This is a genomic window from Anoxybacillus sp. J5B_2022 (assembly GCF_026847645.1).
Taxonomy (GTDB): Bacteria; Bacillota; Bacilli; order Bacillales; family Anoxybacillaceae; genus Anoxybacteroides.
This window is the reverse complement of the sequence record NZ_JAPSMC010000013.1, coordinates 16425-33124: the sequence shown is the minus strand read 5'-3', so window position 1 is coordinate 33124 and position 16700 is coordinate 16425. Positions and strand designations below refer to the sequence as shown.

Here is a 16700-nt window from a genome sequence, read left to right as displayed (position 1 = left end):
ATAACTGTTATTATAACACATTTCTCACCGGGCATTTTGTATAGTTCAAGAAGAAATTGAAATAGGCTTCTTATAGCACTTTCGAATATTCTTTAGATAGGACAAACGTATTTCGCAATGTGCCAATTTCCTTTATCTCGCATTCAATAACGTCACCTGGTCCAACTAGTTCAGCTCCAATAGGACTCCCTGTTAAAATGACATCTCCCGGCTTCAGCGTCATCACGTTTGTAAGATAGGAGAGCATTTTACGAATTGAAATAATCATAAATTCCGTCGGACTATTTTGTTTTTCAACTCCGTTGAGCCTAGCAGTAACACGTATATTAAACGGATCAAGCTCTGTTTCAATTACAGGCCCAAGCGGTGTAAACGTATCGAATGCCTTACCAATCGTCCAATGTCCATCTTGATGAAAAAACTGCGGTGCTGTCACATCATTAGCAATCGTATAGCCGAATACATAGTCTAGAACTTCTTCTTCAGAAACGTGTTTTGCCTCTTTTCCGATGATAACAGCTAATTCCGATTCAAATTTGACTTGTTCAATCCCGTTTGGAATGACAATTTCTTCATCAGGTCCGATAACCGATGAAGACGGTTTAAAGAAAAATACCGGAATTTCGGGCAACACTTCAGGGAGATCTTCCTTTTTCGCTACGTAATTTGCACCAATTCCAATTATTTCATTTGGCACAAGCGGTGCAAGAAAAGTAACGTCTTGTTTAGGAAATACTTTTCCCGTATACGCCCAATCTGTAAACAAATCACCAGATATTTCTCGAATGATATCATCCGTCAACACACCTGTACATACATTCCCACCAATAACAAATCGAGCAAATTTCATAAAAAGTACCCTTTCTAACAACGTTTTATTGCTCTATATCTAGTTCGGCAATTCTCGCAACTCCTGTTCTTACAGCCGTGCGAGCCACCGCATTGGCTACTGCTTCTACAACCCGCCGATCAAGCGGATGTGGAATGACATAATCGTTCGTCAACTCGTTCGGACTAATCAAATTCGCAATCGCATATACAGCCGCTAACTTCATTTCCTCGTTAATCTCTGTGGCTCTTACCCGTAATGCACCTTTAAAAATACCTGGAAACGCCAACACGTTGTTTACTTGGTTCGGTAAATCCGAACGCCCTGTTCCTACCACTGCAGCTCCGGCAGCCTTCGCTGCTTCAGGCATGATTTCTGGGGTCGGATTGGCCATCGCAAACACAATCGCACCTTCATTCATCGATTGCACCATTTCCGGTGTCACCGCACCAGCCACCGAAACCCCGATAAACACATCGGCACCTTTCATGGCGTCATGCAGCGACCCTTGAACACCACGCTTATTCGTCATCTCCGCTAGCGCTTCTTTCATCGGATTCATCCCATATGGGCGACCTTTAAAAATCGTTCCTTTGGAATCGCATAAAATAATATCGCCAGCTCCCATATAAAGGAGTAGTTTTGTAACCGCGATGCCGGCCGCCCCTGCACCGTTGACAACAATTTTACAATCTTCCAGCCGCTTATTTACAATTTTCAGCGCATTCAACAGCCCTGCTGCCGTGACAATTGCCGTTCCATGCTGGTCATCATGAAACACCGGAATGTTCATTTCCTTTTTTAATCTCTCTTCAATAATAAAACAATTTGGTGCTGCAATATCTTCCAAATTAATCCCGCCAAAAGTCGGCTCCAACGATTTCACAATTTGAATGATTTGTTCTGGATCGTTCGTGTTCATGCAAAGCGGCACAGCGTCGATATCAGCAAACGCTTTAAATAATGCTGCTTTTCCTTCCATGACCGGCAGCGATGCTTCAGCCCCAATATTCCCCAACCCTAATACAGCAGATCCATCGGAAACAACGGCAACAAAGTTTCCTTTCATCGTATAGCTATAAATCTTCTCCGGATTCTCATAAATGTCTTTACACGGCTCTGCTACCCCCGGGGAATAGGCTAAACTTAAATCACTTGCATTTTCTAACGGCACTTTCACGTTTACACTTAACTTTCCTTTCGCTTGCTTATGAAATTCTAACGATTTTTCCCGAAGGTTTTGCATAGCCTGACCTAGTTACTGACCGACAGTATTTTGTGTAACTAGGGTTTGCACCTCCTTTTTTTATGAATTTTAGCGTTTAATGTATCTGAATATTCCGAAATATTAAACCACGAAATTTGGACTGAAAATTTTCCAAAAATCAGGGCGCTGTACTTTCTTTTATGATAAGGGCATTCTACTTTACTAGAATGCCCTCGCAATATCGTTTATTGTTTAACAGAAGCAAACTTCGCTTTTGCTTCTAGACGGCGGCGGTGTAAAATCGGTTCTGTATAGCCGTTTGGTTGCTCGTAACCTTTGAATACAAGATCGCATGCCGCTTGGAACGCCACCGAGTTTTCATAATCTGGTGCCATCGGACGATATGCCGGATCGCCGGCGTTTTGTTCATCCACGACTTTCGCCATCCGCTTCAACGTTTCGAGCACTTGTTCTTTCGTGCAAATGCCGTGATGCAACCAGTTGGCAATATGCTGGCTTGAGATGCGCAATGTTGCACGGTCTTCCATCAACCCAATATTGTTAATATCCGGCACTTTTGAGCAGCCGATCCCTTGATCGATCCAGCGGACGACATAGCCGAGGATACCTTGTGCATTATTATCGAGCTCTTGTTGAATTTCTTTCGGTGTCCATTGCGGATTCACCGCTACCGGAATTTGCAAAATGTCGTCGCGATAATCGCCTTTTTCTTTGCGCAACTCATTTTGTACGCTTGCCACATCAATTTGATGATAATGAAGCGCATGCAACGTTGCGGCGGTCGGGGAAGGAACCCATGCCGTATTGGCGCCTGCCTGTAATTGGCTTCCTTTTTGTTTGAGCATTTCTGCCATCATATCCGGCATTGCCCACATCCCTTTTCCGATTTGCGCACGGCCTTGGAAGCCGGCAAAAAGACCGGTGCTCACGTTCGATTTCTCATATCCTTGCAGCCATGTCGACGTTTTCATATCGTTTTTACGAATCATCGGTCCTGCTTCCATTGACGTATGGATTTCATCTCCGGTGCGATCTAAGAAGCCGGTATTAATAAATACGATCCGGTCTTTCACTTGATAGATGCAATTTTTTAAGTTGAGCGTTGTGCGACGTTCTTCGTCCATGACACCGATTTTAATCGTGTTTCGTTTTAAACCGAGCATATCTTCGACGCGGTCAAACAGCTCGTTGGCAAACGCCACTTCCTCAGAACCGTGCATTTTTGGTTTGACGATATAAATGGAACCTTTTCTCGAGTTTGGATAACGGCTGTTGCCGATTAACGAGTGTTTCATAATTAAACTTGTCACAACCGCATCGAGTATTCCCTCGTATACTTCTTCGCCGTTTTCGTCCAATACCGTATTGTTCGTCATTAAATGGCCGACATTGCGGACGAACATAAGCGAACGGCCTGGCAACGTCATTTCTTCACCGCTTGGCGTTTGGTAAGTGCGATCTGGATTTAGCGCACGCGTCAACGTTTTATTTCCTTTTGTAAATGTAGCGGTTAAATCCCCTTTGATTAAGCCAAGCAAATTGCGATATACAAGCACTTTATCTTCCGCATCTACCGCTGCCACAGAGTCTTCACAATCCATAATCGTTGTGAGTGCCGCCTCTAAATAAATGTCTTTTATCCCCGCTTCGTCTGTCTTTCCGATCGGATGATCGCGGTCTATTTGAATTTCAATGTGCAGTCCGTTATTTTTTAATAAGAGTGCTGACGGCTCTTCCGCTCTTCCTTGATAGCCGACAAATTTTGTTTCGTCTTGGAGCGTTGCCGTATGGCCATCGCGGACAGTAACAACTAGTTTTCTGTCGACCACTGCATATTTCACAGCGTCTTTATGAGAGTAGCCGTTCAACGGCACGGCTTGATCTAAAAATTCGCGTGCGTAAGCGATTACTTTTTCACCGCGAACTGGGTTATACGTATTGCCACGCTCCGCGCCATCTTCTTCACTGATCGCATCCGTTCCGTACAGCGCGTCATAAAGGCTGCCCCAGCGAGCGTTCGCCGCATTGAGTGCATAACGGGCGTTCGTAATTGGTACGACTAGCTGCGGTCCGGCTTGAACGGCGATTTCATCGTCGACTCCTTCTGTCGTAATCGTAAAATCGTCCACTTCCGGCTCTAAATAACCAATTTCTGTTAAAAATGCTTTATATTCCGCAAAGTCGATATTTCCGCGGTGCTCCCTATGCCATTCATTTAACTTTTCTTGAATTTCGTCACGGCGTGCAAGCAACGCTTTGTTTTTTGGCGTTAAATCTTTCACTAACGTTCCGAAGTCCGCCCAAAACTGATCGCGATCTACCCCGCTATTCGGAATGACTTCATTGTTCATAAACTCGTAAAATAGTTCGGCTACTTGCAGATTTCCTACTTTCACGTACTTTGACATGCTCTTTTCCCCTTTCTCCCCTTCTTTATTGTTTGTTATTACGAAACACTGTTTCTTAATTATTTACCAAAATCATATCATGGAGCGAAAGTCATTTCAATCATTTTCTGGCGATTTTATCCCTTTTTTACTTCGACACAACGCCCTGGTGTTGGGAACAGCTTTCCAGCATTCAATAAGTTTTTCGGGTTAAAAACATCACGAATATTCGTTTGTGCGATAATTTCCTCATCATTGAAAATAAAGCGCATTTCTTCTTTTTTCTCGATTCCAACCCCATGCTCTCCCGTAATCGAGCCGCCAACCGCGGCACATGCTTGTAAACATTCGCTTCCGGCTGCTAGCGCTTTTTCCGTTTCTCCTGGTTTTTCTGCGTCAAATAGCACGAGCGGATGCAAATTCCCATCTCCTGCATGGAAAATATTTGCGATGCGCAATCCGTATTTTTGACTGATTTGTTGAATTTGTTGTAATACTTCCGGTAGCTTGCTGCGCGGAATGACCCCGTCTTGTACTAAGTAGTCCGGCGAAATGGCCCCCATTGCACCAAATCCGGTTTTCCGGTTCGCCCACCATCTTGCCCGTTCTTGTTCATTTTGCGCCACTTTTACTTCGCGAACGTTCCGCTGGCGGCAAATGTGCAAAATTGCTTCGATTTGTTCAGCAATTCCAGCAGAAATGCCGTCCACCTCAATTAATAGCAATGCTTCAATATCTTTCGGATGGCCTACGGGAAACGCGGCTGCTTCCACCGCTTCAATCGCTGTTTGGTCCATCATTTCTAAAGCGGCTGGAACCATTCCGGCGGAAATGATGTCGGAAACGGCTTGGCTTGCATCGGCAACGCGGTCAAAATAGGCAAGCACCGTCTGCTTGGCCTCCGGATTTTTTAAAATGCGCACCGTAATTTTCGTAACGATGCCGAGTGTCCCTTCCGAGCCAGTCAATAATCCAAGCAAATCGTACCCCGGCGGATCAGGAATACCGTTTTCGCCAATCTCGACAATCTCGCCATTTGGTAGCACGACTTCCAGTCCTAAAATATGGTTCGTTGTGACGCCATATTTTAAACAATGTGCCCCTCCAGCATTTTCGGCAACATTGCCGCCGATCGTACAGCAATATTGGCTTGAAGGGTCAGGCGCATAGTAATATCCTCGATCAGAGATCGAGTTGGTTAACTTTAAATTGACAAACCCCGGTTCAACAACTGCACGACGGTTTTCTAAATCGACGCTAATCAAGCGTTTCATCCGCACTAAACTAATAATGACTTCGCCGTTTAACGGAATCGCTCCTCCGCTTAGTCCTGTTCCTGCTCCGCGAGCAAGAAACGGCAAATCGTGTTCATGACAATATTTGACGATAGCCGCCACTTCTTCGGTGTTTTTCGGAAACACGACCGCTTTCGGCAAATGGCGATGCACAGTAAATCCGTCACAATCATAGGCAAGTAAATCTTCTTTTTTATATAAAATCGATTTCTCGCCGCCAACGATACGGGCTAACGCTTGAATGTGTGGATCGTTCGTGTGAATGCCTTTTCCCCTCATGTACGGTCCTCCTTCCCTTCTTCTTTTTGATACGCCCAATCCAATAGCTGCACAGTATGCACGACTTTTTGATTTCGTCCGTGCTTAAGTACCCCCATCGCCATTTGCAACATACAGCCTGGGTTTCCCATTGAAATCAATTCGACGTCTTCAGGAACGTTTTCCATTTTGCTTTTCAGCACCGCACCTGCCATCTCCGGATGGGTGATATTGTAAATACCGGCACTGCCACAGCATCGGTCGGCGTTCGGCATATACACCATTTCTACCCCAGGAATGCTCGATAAAATGGCACGCGGTTCTTGACGTATTCCTTGACCATGCGCCAAATGGCATGCATCGTGGTACGTAATGCGCGTATTTAGCTGTGCTTTCGGTATTTCATATCCTGTGTCGTACAAATATTTTGAAATATCTTCTACTTTCCGTGAAAACTCCTCCGCTTTTTCATGCCATACCGGATCATTACGGAACAATTCCGGATACTCTTTTAACATACAACCGCAGCCAGCCGCGTTGACAATGACGCGATCGACATGCTGAAACGCTTCGATATTTTGTTTTGCAAGTTCCCGGCCTGTTTCCCTGTCACCGGCATGCACATGCAGCGCCCCGCAGCACGTTTGATTTTGCGGAATGACCACATCATTTCCATTTCTCGTCAACACGCGGATCGTCGCTTCATTAATATCGCTAAACATCACATCCATGACACATCCTGTCAATAATGCGACCGTATGCTTTGTTTCCCCTTTTGCCTTAATGACATTGACATGTTTATATTTTTTCCGCACTGGCTCGCTTATTTCCGGCAAAATCGCTTCCATATCTGCTAAATGCTGCGGCATAATATGAATAAGCTTCGTTTTGCGCGCTAATTTTTGCAATCCGCTTTTTTGGTACAGTTTCAACAAATTCCCTAACGCATGCAGGCGGGTTGGATGTGGAAACACTCCTTGCAAGAAAAACTTGCTAACGAATGCTTTCCATCCGGTTAACGGAATCGCCTGGCGAATTTGCCCTCGCACTTCTTCAATAAGACCACCGACATCGACATCGGCAGGGCAAGCGGTTGTACACGCACGGCAATCTAAGCATGCAAAAATCGGATCGATAAAGTCTTCATTGATTTCGAGTTTGCCTTCCGCTACCGATTTCATTAGATGCACCCGTCCACGCGGCGAATGTTGCTCTTGCCCCGTCTGTTCATATGTTGGGCACGACTCTAAACACATGCCGCAATGGACGCAATCCGCCCATTTGTTCGGATCCGGCAAATCGTTCCATAAATAATTTCCTAAACTGCCTGGCGTACACACCGGTCCTTGCTTGATATCACTTTCCCGCAAACTCATGTTAGATCCCCCCTACAAACCGTTGGTCGTTTAAAATTCGATTCGGGTCGATTTTCGTTTTAATTCCTTCTAGCAAAAAGAAGTAGGACGGTTTTCCTCCCCAAACGTCGATCGTACGGCGCAAAGAAAGCGGTAAATGCTTGACGATCGCATATCCTTTTCGCTGTACCGCTGTCGCTCGCAGTTGTTCAATTGCAGCAGTGACCGATTCGGCAGCACCTTTTATATACACTTGACACAGTCCATGCGCGAGCCCACCGTGCGCTTCGATGTTTACATGACAAACATCTTGCAACAATTCGCTCTCCCGCAAAATATGGAGCACATCAAGGTTGACGACCCCGATTTTAACCACAGCTTCGACAACTGTATTTCCGTCCTCTTTCATGTTGGCACCATTCGGACCGATTTGATAAAACGTATTCCAGAACGACCGAGCTTCTTGCGGTGAAAAAATCGCAATCGTTGTATTAGGCGGTTGGATGCGTTGAACAAATTCTTCTTGGTAGTGGACAGCGCTTTCAACATCTTCAAAACCGATCGCTAACGTATAAGCGCGTTGCCCAACAAGCCGTTCCGCCAAAGATGGATTTAACAGTTCTAAACAAACAGGCTCCATCATCGAATCCAAAAATTGCACCGCAAATGAACGAATGCTATCAATATCCCCTGTTTGGAATGATAGCAACACAAGGCTTTCATATTTCGGTAGCGGACGGAGTTTAATCGTCACCTCCGATAAAATCCCGAGCGTTCCCATCGATCCAATAAATAACTTGTTCATATCGTAGCCGGCCACGTTTTTTACCACTTTGCCGCCTGAGCGAATGACCGTTCCGTCCGGATAAACGGTTCGTAACCCGATCACGCTGTCTCGAGCAGAACCATAACCAAGCCGTTTAGGACCGCTTTCATTCGCGGCAATGACACCGCCAACCGTTGCGTATTGCGGCCACGCAGGATCCAATGCCACTTTTTGATTATACTCAGCTAAATAATCTTGTAATTGTTGAAACGGGGTACCTGATTTAACGGTGACGACCATATCAGCTACCGCATGTTCTACAATTCCGCTGTAATTCGCCAATGAAAGCAAAATATCTGCACATTCGACCAAACCGCCAAATCCGCGTTTCGTCCCGCCGCCGATAATGGCGATCTTTTTTCCGTTTTGATGAGCATATTTCACGATTTTAGAAATGGCTTCTTCCGATTGCGGATAAACCGCTACTTTTCCGCCATTGCCAAGCGGATGAACGTCTTGCTCTTCCACTTGTATTTCTGGAAACATCGCTTTTAATTCAGCTGCCAATTCTGCCGTGAGCAACAGTCACCCCTCCTTTTTGTTTCGTAATAAGAAACAATGTTTCTTATTACGAAGAAAAAAATATACATTTTCGCACATCACTACACTACGAAAGCTGCAACCAAAACAAAATAACGCGTCTCACATCACCTTCCTATATGTATTATTAAAACATCTATTTTTCTATTTTTCAACGAATTTTTAGAATTTACAAAACAATCAATCTATATTTTTTATATCAAGCACAGCATTCACTCCTTCATGAAAAACGGCAAGCGATTACGAGCGGGCTTGCCGTTTCTATCGTAGTACAAGGAAGTGTAATTAAAAACGTCGTACCTTGTTCAGAACTTGCGTATATATAAGTTGAAATTTTGTTTTACATCCAGCGGATCACTTCACCACGTTATATCATATCGGTTTGTATTTAGATGAAAACGGAAACAAAAAATCGGAAATTCTTTATTGCAACTTATATAGTTGCGTGAAAGAGGCTTATCTAACACGACGGTCTTTCGGAAGCCAGAACGTTAAAATACCGAGTAGTGGAAGAAAGCTGCACATAATCATCAGCGATTTTAACGTATATACGTCAGCAATTTTCCCAAGCACTACCGCCCCAAGCGCACCCATGCCAAATGCAAGGCCAACAATCAATCCTGAAGCCATACCGACATTTCCCGGAAGCAATTCTTGGGCATAGACGACAAAGGTGGAAAAACTAGAAGATAAAACAAACCCGGCGATAAAAACAATCGGCAAAACAAGTCCAAGCGGAAGATACGGAAGAATGAGTGCAAACGGCGCGGTGCCAAGCGTCGAAGCTAACATTAAATTCCGTCTTCCAAACCGATCGGCAAGTGGACCCCCAAAAAACGTTCCAATCGCTCCGGCAATCATAAAAACAAATAAGTACAGCTGCGCTTCTCGGATAGAAATGCCGTAATACTTTATTAAATAAAATTGATAATAGTTCGAAATGCCAGCGTAATACCATGAACGGGCAAATACTAAAAAGATTAAAAGCAATAAAGCAAAAACAACCCGATTACGTGTAGCTTTGTCAGTGGTTGCTTCGCTTTTTTCTTTGCGGGTGCGCGCTGCTTGCTCCAACTTGCCTGCATACCATTTTGATACCCGAAATAGCACAATCATTCCAACCATCGCGACAAGTGCAAACCAGCTAGCTCCTTTTTGTCCAAATGGCACGAAAATAAGCGCCGTAAACAGCGGTGCTAGCGCGTTCCCTGTATTGCCGCCAACTTGATAAATCGACTGAGCAAGCCCTCGCTTTTCCCCTGCCGCAAAATAAACGACGCGCGACCCTTCCGGATGAAACACTGCAGAACCTAAGCCGATGAAAAGAACCGCTAATAAAACAAAGAAAAAGTGCGGCGCAAATGCTAAACCAATCATCCCTAATAAACTTGCGCCCATACCAAGCGGCAAAAAATGCGGCGAAGGATGGCGGTCAGAAAATAAGCCGACGACCGGCTGTAGCACCGATGAAGTCATATTAAGCGTAAAAGCAATCCAGCCGATTTGCGTATACGACAATTTCATCGATGATTCCAAAATCGGAAAAAGTGCGGGGACGACGGCTTGCATCGCATCATTCAACAAATGGCCGACGCTAATCGCAATTAAAATCGGGTACACTGTCGTGCGGATACGCGCGGCCTGTTCTACATTTACTTGCATTGTTTCCCTCTCCCTACAAAATGAATGGAATATTTACATTATAATCCTTTTTTCAAATGTTGCAATTTTTTTGCTTTTCGTGCGCAAAAAGAAAAACACCCGCTAAGTAGGCTTAGCGGCAGCGCTCATCATAATCTAGACAGCGGCTCAACAATACAAAAAACCGCCCATCATCGATGAACGGTTATTGATCGCTTACTTTTTCTAGAATGGCATCTCCTGTTCGGCTGACGCGAACGTAGGCGAAGCGGGCGCGGCGCTGCACGTCTCCTCCTGTTTTTTCCGGGACAAAATACGACTCAATGCCGTAAATCACGGTGTCGCCATTCATTTTTCCGTTCATTAATACATCTCCGGTTTGATAAGCGTCCGGATGGTACGGCTTTCCGTTGAGCGAATAAATATCGACGAAACGATGGACACCAGTTTCATCTTTCCGTAAAATGACTTGAATCGTCCCCCGTTCGTTCACGTTTTTTACCGTAGAAATTTCGTATCCGAGCCGTACATAATCCCCTTGTAACAACGAGCGCGGATCGACCGGCACTAATTCGAGCTTCACTAACTGGCCATGCTGCATGTGCTGTTCTTTAGAAAACGCGGTATATCCGATAAAACTAAGTTGCATCACGACGATAACGGCTAACGGTAGCCACTTTTTCGCGAAAATGTTCACCTGCCCCATAAAAACAAGTTGTTTTCGCTTCTCGACAATCGCGGTAGCAGCGAGCAATAAAACACCTGCAAGCAATAAACTGAGCGATTTATGCAACAAATCCCATGCGTACTCGTAATACTTCCATACGAAAAACAGCCACCAATAGCCCCATGCTACTGCGCGTTCATCCGCAGCTTTTTGTAAAAAGAGAAACCCAAGTACAGCCGCGACAAACAACACATGAAACAGCACATACCATCGATCAATTCCACCTATATCAACTGTTGTTAGCAACAGTGCACCGAATCCAAGCAAAAGAAAGGCGATTCGTTCGTAACGATTTTTGCTATGCGTATATAACGCACCGTTGAAAATAAGGACAAATAGCATCGTGAAACGAAAATCGTCCGTCCAGTGGGACACGACGATCGCACCATAAACGGACACAGCGATGGTCGTCATGATGCGTACCCCGATGCTCGTAGAACGGAAAAACACCCCGGCTAAAACGACGCTGTAGCTCGCCAATAACCAAACGGAAACGCCCGAAGCACTCAGCGCCCCAAGCATATACCCAACTGCTAGCAACGTATAACGAACCACTTTGTTCCCTTTGCGCCAAACGAGCGCTGGAACGACAAAGCCACCAATTGACAACCAAAACAAAGCATACGGGGAAAAATCGTTCGTCCATAGGGCGATGAGACCCATCACACTCGAAACGGCAAGCGCGGAGGCAACAGCGGTTACGAGCGCTTGAAACAATAGAACGAACACCTTCCCTTTCTCGTCAGAGGTAGAAGGAACATCAGAGGCAGAGCGGGAACGCTTCATCGTCCGTTGCACTAAGAAAACGCCCATATAAATAATGGCAGCCGCTAGTAATAGACCTGCAAAAAATACCCACTCTTGAAAATACTGTTCGACGATGCGAAAATATTGGGCGATGAAAAATGCGCCGGCAAATATGCCTGTAAGCAACACATACGACCGCCGTTTTAAAAAATAAAAGAGAACGATAAATAAAAGCGCATACGCATACGGCCAAAATCGAAACTTCTCCTCCGTTATCCCTATCACAAACAGAAGGAAAAGCCAGCCATGCATTGCCACATAGGCGGCGTACGCCAATTTGGAGCGGCTGCTAACCCAGATAACAGCATTACTAACCGAAAACACAAGAAGAGTTGCAAACGATTCCCATTCGCTACGTTCCACTTGGTAAGAAGACGGAAAATAATAAAACCAAAACGTAAGCTGCAATAACACGATGCTCAAAAATCGAAGAGGGTCATAGCGGGTCAATAAAGCAAAGAAGGAACTTGGAATGAGCCAAACGAGAAAAAGCCAAAAACTATCCGCGTGAGAATTGTAAATTTGCCCAACTAATGCAACCGAAATGCCAAATGCAATCGCCCCGCACACAAATAGCCAGTTACTCAAAAACCGATGGTGCCTTACCGTATAAGCAACGATTGCGCTTCCCCCATAAAACATCCCCATTAAGCCAACGCTCAATGCCACTTTCGTCCACCGGTCAAACCCTTGCCAATTCGCCGCAAAAAAATAAATAATTGCCGACACAAGAAGCGACACTCCTAACAAATACCCTGTCTTCACCATACGTTCCGTCATCTTGTTGCCTCCTTTGTGCGCATGCGCCGTTTCCATTAGTATACTATAACTTCTTCGCGCGCGATAGGTGTAAGGAAAATAAGAAAAACGCAAAACACCCGCCTATCGGCGATGGAAGCACAAGTTCGGACGGAGGCTTAAGCCAAGCAAAGCTTGGCCTTGCGTAGGCGGATTCGAGGAAGTAAACTCAGCGTGTTGATTAACCATTAAAAACCAGTTGACATCGCGCTCTATTCCTAGCTTTTCTGCCGTAGTCGGCAAGCGGTTCGCTTGCCGACTGGACATGCTGTACGCATGCTCTCCTCGAACAATGAACGCTTTGCGGGCAAATTACATTTGCTCGCCGGCGTTCTTGTTCGAGGGAAGAGGCAGAGAAGCTTGTGTTCAGCTATATGATTTTGTGTTTTTTAGTAAAATAATGGATAATCAACACTCGTGGAGTCAGCCTCTTTTTGCTATGATTAATCATGAAAGTTCGTGCCATCAGTGACGGCTTTGACGATGCCAACACGGATGACGAAGTCGCCAAAATGCTCGCCGTCCAGCCGCTCTTTGGCGTAACGAGACAGAAGAACACGCAGCTCGCGTAAAATTTCTTCCTCTCCAATATTTTCGCGGTACAGTTTGCCAAGGCGGCTGCCGTCAAACGCCGCGCCGAGATACATATTGTATTTGCCAACTGCTTTGCCGATGAATGCAATTTCGGCTAGCACGTGGCGAGCACAGCCGTTTGGACAGCCGGTCATGCGAATCGTAATTTCTTCGTCGCGAAGTCCGTTTTCCTCAACAATTTCCTCGATTTTGTCAAGCAGCTTCGGCAAATACCGCTCTGCTTCTGCCATCGCCAATCCGCACGTCGGCAAAGCGACACACGCAAGCGAATTGCGACGAAGGGCGCTGTAACGTTTGCCGTCTGTCAATCCGTATTGTTGAATCAACGCATCGATTTCTGCTTTTTTCTCGCTTGGCACGTTCGCGATGACTAAGTTTTGGTTCGCAGTCAAGCGAAAATCGCCCGTATGAACTTTCGCAATTTCCCGCAAGCCGGTCATCAACTTGTAATCGTCCGTATCTTTCACTCGGCCTCCTTCCACAAACAACGTAAAATGCCACGTTCCGTTCACCCCTTCGACCCAGCCATAACGGTCGCCGTTATGTTCGAAATGGTAAGGGCGCGCTTCTTCTAATTTCCACCCAAGACGGCGCTCTAATTCAGCCTTCACTACTTCTAAACCAAGCCGGTCAATCGTATATTTAAAGCGGGCGTGTTTGCGCACCGAGCGATTGCCGTAATCGCGCTGAATCGTGACGACTTTTTCCGCTACATCAATCACTTGTTCTGGCTTACAAAAACCGATCACTTTCGCTAGCTGCGGATACGTTGTGCGGTCGCCGTGCGTCATTCCCATCCCACCGCCGATCGCTACATTAAAACCAACGAGTTTTCCATGTTCGACAATCGCGATAAACCCAAGATCTTGCGAAAAGACATCGACATCGTTTGACGGTGGGACGGCGATACCGATTTTAAATTTCCGCGGCAAGTAAAGCGGTCCGTAAATCGGTTCTTCCTCTACTTCTGGTGTGCCCGCTACTTTTTCTTCGTCCAGCCAAATTTCGTAATACGCCCGTGTGCGCGGCAATAAATGGTCGCTTAACATTTTCGCCCATTCATACACTTCCGCATGTACTTCTGACTGGTACGGATTCGGGTTGCACATGACGTTTCGGTTGACGTCGCCACATGCGGCTAACGTCGTAAGGAGCGCATCGTTAATGGCTTGCAGCGTTTTTTTCATGTTCCATTTTAATACGCCATGAAACTGGAATGCTTGCCGTGTCGTGAGCTTCAATGTCCCGTTCGCATATGTCCGCGCCAATTCGTCCATCGCCAGCCACTGTTCCGGTGTCGCTACACCGCCTGGGGTACGGACGCGGATCATAAATTGATAGGCAGGCTCTAACTTTTGTTTTTGCCGCTCTGCTCGCAAATCGCGGTCATCTTGCAAATAGCTGCCATGAAACTTCATTAACCGGTTGTCATCTTCTGGAATTCCGGCGGTAATTCGGTCTTCCATCGTTTCTTTCAATGTGCCGCGCAAATAGTTGCTTTCTTGCTTAATGCGCTCGACGTCGCTTGGCGGTCCATCTGGTGCTTTCAATACAATTTTTTCCACAACCATTCCTCCTTAATACACGTCGCGTTGGTACCGTTTTTGTTTTTGCATTTCCGAGACATACGCTTCCGCTTGTTCACTCGTCATATTTCCTTCTTTTGCGATAATATCAATAAGCGTTTGATGAACGTCGCGCGCCATATGTTGTTTATCGCCGCAAACGTAAACGACAGCGCCTTCTTCTAGCCAGCGGAACAGCTCTTTGCTTTGCTCAAGCATGCGATGTTGGACATACACTTTTTCTTTCGTATCGCGTGAAAACGCGACATCCATTTTCGTTAATACGCCGTTTTTCAGCCACGTTTGCCATTCCGTTTGATAAAGGAAGTCGGTCACGAAATGTTGGTCGCCAAAAAACAGCCACGATTTCCCTTTGGCACCAACTGCCTCACGCTCTTGCAAAAAGCTGCGGAACGGCGCCACCCCTGTACCTGGTCCAACCATGATGATCGGAGTACTCGGATCTTTTGGCAGTTTAAAGTTCGGATTTTGATGAACGAACACAGGAAGTTTGTCGCCAATGTGCAGACGCTCCGCACAAAACGTCGAGCAAACTCCTTTCCGTAAACGTCCGTGCGCTTCATAACGAACCGCACCAATCGTTACATGCACTTCTTCTGGATAAGCTAATAAACTGCTTGCAATGGAATAAAAGCGCGGCTGCAGCTTCCGCAAGAAGGAAACGAACTGTTCTGGCGTCATCTCCCACGGGCCGAAATCACGAAGGACATCCAATACATCGCGCCCTTTCATATATTCTTTTCGCTTCGCTTCCTGTTCAGCGGAAAGAAGCGCATGGAAATCGCGATTTTTCGAAAACTCCGCTAATTTTTGCAACAGCTGCTCTGTCAATACCGTAATTTCTAAACGCGATAGTAACGCTTCTCGCAACGGTTCTTCCTCTTGATCGACGGAAACCGGCGTTTCTGAATTCCATCTCATCTCTTGAATGATTAGATCGACTAACTCCGGATCATTTTTTGGAAAAATGCCGAGCGCATCGCCTGGTTCAAACGTAAGTCCCGACCCTTCTAGCGATAGCTCGATATGACGTGTTTCTTTATTCGAGCCGCGTCCATTTAAGTTGATATTTTCTAATACTTCCGCTTCGAACGGGTTTTTTCGCGAATAAAGTGCGGTCGATGGTGCTTGTGTCGGTTGTGGCGCTGCCACGGCAACCGCTTCTTGCTTATCTAACTCGCTAAGCACCCCATCAAGCCATTTCGCTGCCGCCTCTTCGTAGTCGACGTCACAATCGATGCGTTCATATAAACGCTTTCCACCTAACTCTTCTAACCGCTTGTCAAAATCTTTTCCTGTCTTGCAAAAATGCTCATACGACGTATCGCCAAGCGCCAGCACGGAAAAGCGAAGATGATTGAGTTTCGGCGCGCGCTTGCTATGGAGAAATTCGTAAAATGCTAACGCGTTATCCGGCGGCTCCCCTTCACCATACGTACTGACGACAATCAGTAGCGTATTGATTTTTTTCAAATCGTTTGGCTTAAAATCAAGCATCGAGGAAACAGTGGCGTGAAACCCGCGACTTTTAAGCGCTTGCCCTGTTTTTTCTGCTAATTTTTGCGCATTGCCCGTCTGCGACCCGTAAAGAACGGTCACTTCCTTAGATACTGGTGCTTCTAGTTGTACAGCTGAACCAACCGACTGCGTTGCGGCTAAATAGCCACTCAACCAAAGCTTTTGCCCTGGCGTCAACGTCGGCCAAAGCCGGTTGAGCAGTTCGACTTGCTGTTCGCTAAATGGACTGTTTGTTACTTGAAATTGCAACGACCTTCACCTCTTTGCCTTCCCATCGATTATATTTCTATTATTCCTATAAATTAAGTGTG

Annotated in this window: 11 protein-coding genes; all 11 read right to left on the bottom strand. The window is 45.8% G+C overall.

The features are described from left to right. Positions 1 to 70: 70 nt before the first annotated feature. The 11 genes from M4I42_RS05665 to M4I42_RS05615 all read right to left on the bottom strand — a co-directional run bounded on the left by M4I42_RS05665 (position 71) and on the right by M4I42_RS05615 (position 16638). Complete coding sequence (locus tag M4I42_RS05665) at positions 71 to 850, bottom strand: fumarylacetoacetate hydrolase family protein (protein WP_268851258.1); 780 nt, start codon at positions 848 to 850, stop codon at positions 71 to 73. A gap of 25 nt (positions 851 to 875) precedes the next feature. Then, on the bottom strand, positions 876 to 2075 hold the full coding sequence (locus tag M4I42_RS05660) for an NAD(P)-dependent malic enzyme (RefSeq protein ID WP_268851257.1): 1200 nt from the start codon (positions 2073 to 2075) through the stop codon (positions 876 to 878). Between the two features lie 206 nt (positions 2076 to 2281). After that, positions 2282 to 4465: a malate synthase G gene (locus M4I42_RS05655; RefSeq protein WP_268851256.1), complete on the bottom strand. Its 2184-nt coding sequence runs from the start codon at positions 4463 to 4465 to the stop codon at positions 2282 to 2284. Between the two features lie 116 nt (positions 4466 to 4581). After that, positions 4582 to 6018 (bottom strand): FAD-linked oxidase C-terminal domain-containing protein, encoded by a 1437-nt coding sequence (locus M4I42_RS05650; RefSeq protein WP_268851255.1) that lies wholly within the window; start codon positions 6016 to 6018, stop codon positions 4582 to 4584. Next, positions 6015 to 7373 carry a (Fe-S)-binding protein gene (locus M4I42_RS05645; RefSeq protein WP_268851254.1) on the bottom strand — a complete coding sequence of 453 codons (1359 nt, stop codon included), beginning with the start codon at positions 7371 to 7373 and terminating at the stop codon, positions 6015 to 6017. Before M4I42_RS05645 ends, M4I42_RS05650 begins: the two co-directional genes overlap by 4 nt. A gap of 1 nt (position 7374) precedes the next feature. Next, entirely contained in the window at positions 7375 to 8664 is a 1290-nt protein-coding gene (locus M4I42_RS05640; RefSeq protein WP_268851285.1) for an FAD-binding oxidoreductase, read from the bottom strand. Between the two features lie 510 nt (positions 8665 to 9174). Continuing rightward, positions 9175 to 10380, bottom strand: coding sequence for an MFS transporter (locus M4I42_RS05635; protein WP_268851253.1), 1206 nt, complete (start codon positions 10378 to 10380; stop codon positions 9175 to 9177). A gap of 184 nt (positions 10381 to 10564) precedes the next feature. Further along, positions 10565 to 12673 (bottom strand): GDYXXLXY domain-containing protein, encoded by a 2109-nt coding sequence (locus M4I42_RS05630; protein WP_268851252.1) that lies wholly within the window; start codon positions 12671 to 12673, stop codon positions 10565 to 10567. A gap of 102 nt (positions 12674 to 12775) precedes the next feature. Then, positions 12776 to 12958: a hypothetical protein gene (locus tag M4I42_RS05625; protein ID WP_268851251.1), complete on the bottom strand. Its 183-nt coding sequence runs from the start codon at positions 12956 to 12958 to the stop codon at positions 12776 to 12778. Between the two features lie 176 nt (positions 12959 to 13134). Further along, complete coding sequence (gene cysI, locus M4I42_RS05620; RefSeq protein ID WP_268851250.1) at positions 13135 to 14856, bottom strand: assimilatory sulfite reductase (NADPH) hemoprotein subunit; 1722 nt, start codon at positions 14854 to 14856, stop codon at positions 13135 to 13137. A 6-nt stretch (positions 14857 to 14862) separates the two neighbouring features. Then, positions 14863 to 16638 (bottom strand): assimilatory sulfite reductase (NADPH) flavoprotein subunit, encoded by a 1776-nt coding sequence (locus tag M4I42_RS05615; protein WP_268851249.1) that lies wholly within the window; start codon positions 16636 to 16638, stop codon positions 14863 to 14865. Between the last annotated feature and the right edge of the window lie 62 nt (positions 16639 to 16700).

Bases quoted from the DNA above. Each gene is read 5' to 3' on its own strand.
- M4I42_RS05625 (WP_268851251.1), bottom strand. From the start codon at position 12,958: ATGTCCAGTCGGCAAGCGAACCGCTTGCCGACTACGGCAGAAAAGCTA.
- M4I42_RS05665 (WP_268851258.1), bottom strand. From the start codon at position 850: ATGAAATTTGCTCGATTTGTTATTGGTGGGAATGTATGTACAGGTGTG.
- M4I42_RS05630 (WP_268851252.1), bottom strand. From the start codon at position 12,673: ATGACGGAACGTATGGTGAAGACAGGGTATTTGTTAGGAGTGTCGCTT.
- M4I42_RS05655 (WP_268851256.1), bottom strand. From the start codon at position 4,465: ATGTCAAAGTACGTGAAAGTAGGAAATCTGCAAGTAGCCGAACTATTT.
- cysI (WP_268851250.1), bottom strand. From the start codon at position 14,856: ATGGTTGTGGAAAAAATTGTATTGAAAGCACCAGATGGACCGCCAAGC.
- M4I42_RS05660 (WP_268851257.1), bottom strand. From the start codon at position 2,075: ATGCAAAACCTTCGGGAAAAATCGTTAGAATTTCATAAGCAAGCGAAA.
- M4I42_RS05645 (WP_268851254.1), bottom strand. From the start codon at position 7,373: ATGAGTTTGCGGGAAAGTGATATCAAGCAAGGACCGGTGTGTACGCCA.
- M4I42_RS05650 (WP_268851255.1), bottom strand. From the start codon at position 6,018: ATGAGGGGAAAAGGCATTCACACGAACGATCCACACATTCAAGCGTTA.
- M4I42_RS05640 (WP_268851285.1), bottom strand. From the start codon at position 8,664: ATGTTTCCAGAAATACAAGTGGAAGAGCAAGACGTTCATCCGCTTGGC.
- M4I42_RS05635 (WP_268851253.1), bottom strand. From the start codon at position 10,380: ATGCAAGTAAATGTAGAACAGGCCGCGCGTATCCGCACGACAGTGTAC.